General features: G+C 36.4%; 4 protein-coding genes and 1 pseudogene. All 5 read right to left on the minus strand.

Annotated elements, in window-relative coordinates:
- The coding region (locus AC3AX0_RS07935; RefSeq protein WP_487549765.1) for a glycine/betaine/sarcosine/D-proline family reductase selenoprotein B at positions 1 to 902 on the minus strand (902 nt) is incomplete at its 3' end.
- 14 nt (positions 903 to 916) lie between these two features.
- Positions 917 to 2,245, minus strand: coding sequence for a glycine/sarcosine/betaine reductase component B subunit (locus AC3AX0_RS07940; protein WP_487549766.1), 1,329 nt, complete (start codon positions 2,243 to 2,245; stop codon positions 917 to 919).
- Positions 2,246 to 2,490: 245 nt separating this feature from the next.
- On the minus strand, positions 2,491 to 3,159 hold the full coding sequence (locus tag AC3AX0_RS07945) for a TetR/AcrR family transcriptional regulator (RefSeq protein ID WP_487549767.1): 669 nt from the start codon (positions 3,157 to 3,159) through the stop codon (positions 2,491 to 2,493).
- 63 nt (positions 3,160 to 3,222) lie between these two features.
- The gene (locus tag AC3AX0_RS07950; protein ID WP_487549768.1) at positions 3,223 to 3,912 is read right to left on the minus strand and encodes a class I SAM-dependent methyltransferase; all 690 of its coding nucleotides are present in this window, start codon (positions 3,910 to 3,912) and stop codon (positions 3,223 to 3,225) included.
- Positions 3,905 to 4,429: pseudogene (locus tag AC3AX0_RS07955) on the minus strand (hypothetical protein); the annotation flags it as partial. The gene AC3AX0_RS07950 and the pseudogene AC3AX0_RS07955, both read right to left, overlap by 8 nt.

The raw sequence follows: 4,429 nt of genomic DNA on the forward strand, positions 1-4,429 counted from the left end.
TGCTTTTCAAAATCCCTCATTACATCTACAGGAACACATACATTTGGATCAGTATCTGCTGCTGCTGGATCATATCCTGCATGAATAGTTTTGAACACTCCACCTTCAAGTCTGTCCATTTGACTGATGTCATATCTTCCCCATCTAGTTGCAGATGCTGATTGAATTCTATCTGGATTTTCAACTGGAACAATCCCCCCAGTTGTAACAAGAGCTATTCTTACTTTTTTAAGGTCCGCAACTGGTGCTGCAATAGGTACTCTGTCAACCTTAGGTATTGGCAACTCACTTGTGAAATCTTCACCTTTAACTTTCTTAAGAAGCATTTCTATCGCTCTGTCTGCAGCTGGTCTACTATCTTCCAACCAAACCTGATGTCTTATTCCTCTCTTGAAGAATCCTAGTTCTTCTGAAAGAAATGCTGTCTCTCCGTCCAATATTCTATCACCAAGAGCAGCCATTTTAGCAGTGTCTTTTCTCATTGCAGCAGCACTTTTTCCTCCGGAGAATACATACATATCCTTCTTGAACATGTCAACTCCAGGATTTTCTGCATGCATTGAAGTGATTACCTCTACATTAAATTTCTCTTTTACGTGCTTACAGATTGTTCCACAGGCAACCCCATATCTTCCCGCTTGGAAAGCTGGTCCTGCAAAGAATACGTCGAATTCAATATCTTTCAGCATAGCATTTATCTGAGCTACTGCATCTTCAGTATTTGAACCCATATAATTGTCTCCGCATATGATTGTATGAGTAATCTCTGCATTTTTCAGTGCAGTATTTATAGCCAATGCAGGTCCTATAAGACCTTCTCTGATTTCAGGCTCATGATCAGCAAACTCTTCACCACCGATACCGGCGAAAAATTGATTTATATATATAACAGCTTTTTTCATCTTTATCTCCTTCCTTAAAATTCTTTCATTGTCTTAGGCGACCAACCACAAACCTGGTCTCCACAGAACATTGAATTGTTTTCCAATATTATACTTCCGTCCTCTTTTACCGATGCTCCAAGTATTTCATCATCAGCCCATCCACCTGAAAGACCATCTCTAGCCAATGATTCAAGTTCACCAATAACTGTCTTCATAGGTGGTAACTCAATTAATTGAGAAACATTTCCGCAGGATACGATGGCATTTGCCATTTCATCTAGTGTTACCAATGGCTGTGACTGACCGTCACGTCCAGTACATTCATTTGTCATTCCAACAGTTTTTATTCCTGACTTTTCGAGCTCTACGTAACATGCTATAAAGTCTGCATCTGGATTCCCATATCCTTCCTCAGCTAAAATTGCACTGTCTGCACCAATCATTTTTGCAAGCTTGCTTACAAACTGAGCAGATCTTTGTTTCTGTTCAAGTGATACATTAAGATTTGAAAGAATAACGCCAAGGAAGTTAAGCGTTTTCCCGTGCTCTTCGTAAAGTCCCTTTATTGTTGGATTATTCTGAAAATCGTAAGTTGACCATTTAGATGAACAAGGCATGAAAGAACCGGAAATGATTGCTCCGTCCATTACTTCATTTGGATGTACAAGCGAAGGTATATAATGGTTTAAATCCCATCCATACAACAAGTCATTGTATCCCATTTCTTCCATTTGTGATTGAGGCTGCATAACATATACTACTGATGGTAATTCTTCTACTGACTTATCTCTCTTGATCATTTGACCAAGTTCAAAAGTTTGAACTTCATCTGGCTCAGAATCTTTAACTATGCTTCCAAGATGTTCTGCAAGTCTGTGAGCTGCCCATCTGATTGCACGATTCTTCTTCTGCTGCTCATGTCTTTCATCAGCTTCATCAGTATCTGCCACTAAACAAACATTATTCAATTTTGAGAAAAGTGTATATTTTGCACCTTCACCTGACATGTCTATGAGTCCGTCTCCAAAACTTCCCCAGTGCTTGCCTACTGCTAAAACGCTACATCCTTTAAGTGCATGTGTTCTACCATATCCTGTCTGTACAACATCTCCCGTCACTCCTGGAAAAGCTGGAATATCATCATTAATTTTATATCTAGGCTCAATAGCCTCCTTAACTGGTACTATTCTAGTTTCATCTCCTGGTCTTGCAATAACCAAATCTGCATCAGTTATATGTTCGTCCTCTCTTACAACAGCAAGAGCCTCTTCTTTATTTATCCAAAGTGTTCCATCTGAAAACTTAGAATCTTTTCCAAATTTAATATCTTTGACATAAAAATTGCCTAACTCTAATTTCACTATACTTACTCCTTTCCTTGATAAATTTTAGTCAATTTCATTATACAACATAAAAAACAAAAAGTAAACATGATTATAAATTAATCACAGTTACTTTTTGTTGGGAAAATCGTTTTCTTTTGCTTCGATTATAAAAAACCTAATAAAAAAACAAGAGTAAATGTGAAAACTCTTGTTTTGTTAAATATATATCAAATATTCCTTACTAAAAATTTCTGCTTGATTTAATATCAATTTTAGACTGTTTATATTATATATGAATCAATTATCCTCTTGATATATCTTATTGTTTTATCTACTTCTTCATACCTGTTTATTTCTTCATATTCCATCTTGTCTATCAATCTTGCAAGAGCTCCCCTGTATACAAGGATTACAACCTCATTTATATCCTCTACATCTTCTTCCATAATGATTTTGTCTTCAACCATTGGAACAAGAATGGTCATGTTTCTTGCATATATGTCCTTTTCTTCAAGCATCGGAAGTGTATATTGATCATGTTCTCCGAAGTTGTGAGGATATATGTTGAAATAGTCGTTGAATATTTCTGCGAATGTCTGCTTGGTTCTGGCAAAAAATATTGTTTTATATATTTTTGGGTTCTTGAATGAATGTATGCAGAATTTTTTCCATACAAGTATGAACCTCTCATATGAATCTTTGCCCTGCTTAATATAATCATCCAATGTCAGATAATATTCCTTCAAATATGATATTGCTGCATAACTGACCAGATGATCCAGATTTTCAAAATAATTATATATTGTGGCGCTGTTGTAGCCTGCCATGTCTGCAACCTTTCTTATAGTTAAGTTGTCTATACCTTCTTCATCAATGATATTTATTGCAGAATCTATGAAATAACCCATCATTCTTTTTCTTTTTATTTCCTTTTTGTCTATTGCGCTCATTAAATACTCCTTTAAGCATGTTGATTGATAAAATGTTTATCAAGTATACTACTTTAATCATGATTATTCCAGGGTTTTTGTTGAAATTTTCTGCATTACAAAAAATACCGACTGATTAAGTTCAGGATTTCTCTCAAATTCGTTCAATTGATTCTGGTATTTTTCAATTTCACGAATTGTATCCGGTTCCAATTTGCAATATTCTCTAACATGATCAACCTCTATACTCAGGGGCAAAAAGTATTTTTCAAACCAAACATCCCTGTCTATTATGAAATAGTCAAGAAGCTTATATCCGGATTTGCTAATCTGTTCCAGTTTACTGTCCAGATTAATCAGGCTGTCGTGGATAACAAGAAATCCTTTTGGCTTTATAAGTCTTCTCCACTCATTTATTCCCTTTTCAAAACCAACAACCGAAATGGAACCTTCAGACCAGACAATATCAAAACTTTCATCTTCAAAATTCATTTCATCAATCGAACAATTCAATGTATGGACTTTGTCTGAAAGATTTTCTTTCCCAATCTTCTCTTCAAGCTTATCCAGTCGTAACTGGTCGATATCAATTCCCAGCACCTGGCCACCGCTCAATCTTGCAAGTTCCATTGTAGGAATGCCGGAACCACACCCAATATCAAGTATACATGAATTATCTATTTCTGGTAGCATTAGAAATGCTTTGCGTGTATACTTCAAAAAATTGCCTCTTATGGATTCCATATCTATTTCAGTGCATTTGTTCTTATTCACTGTGAAAACTTCCCTGTCTCTCAACAATATTTTTTATAAATTCAATCTGATCATTAACTGCTCTTTCAAACCATTCTCCAAAATAAATGTCAAAATGTCCAATGGGATAACCTTTGACAACAGCTTTATCGCCAAGTATTTCTACTGCTCTTTTATGAGACTTGGAAGAAACAAGCTCATCGTTTTCGCAAATCAAAAACAATACGGGACACTTCACTGTCTCAGCACTTTTTATCGGGTCATCGGCATGAGGCATAAGACTCAGTCTTGCACATGCCTCGTTCTTGAATGTCGTTGAATCTTCCACAAGCTTTTCAATACCTTCAAAGGCTCCTGGAGCAGTAATCATTGCCGTTGTACCGGGCTTACCATATGCCGGAAACATATGTGGAGAAAGTTCGAACCTTGATCGTCCTTTGTCTCTCTGTCCATGCATGAAAAGTTTAAAAAAGAATCCATACCCTTCCCTTTCAATATAAAGCTTGCTGTCTTCCTTGTGGTCCAGTGCAGCACACTG

Source organism: Dethiosulfatibacter sp., assembly GCF_983023055.1.

What these genes read in the sequence shown, in the direction of transcription:
- AC3AX0_RS07945 (WP_487549767.1), bottom strand. Translation starts at nt 3,159, where the DNA reads ATGAGCGCAATAGACAAAAAGGAAATAAAAAGAAAAAGAATGATGGGT.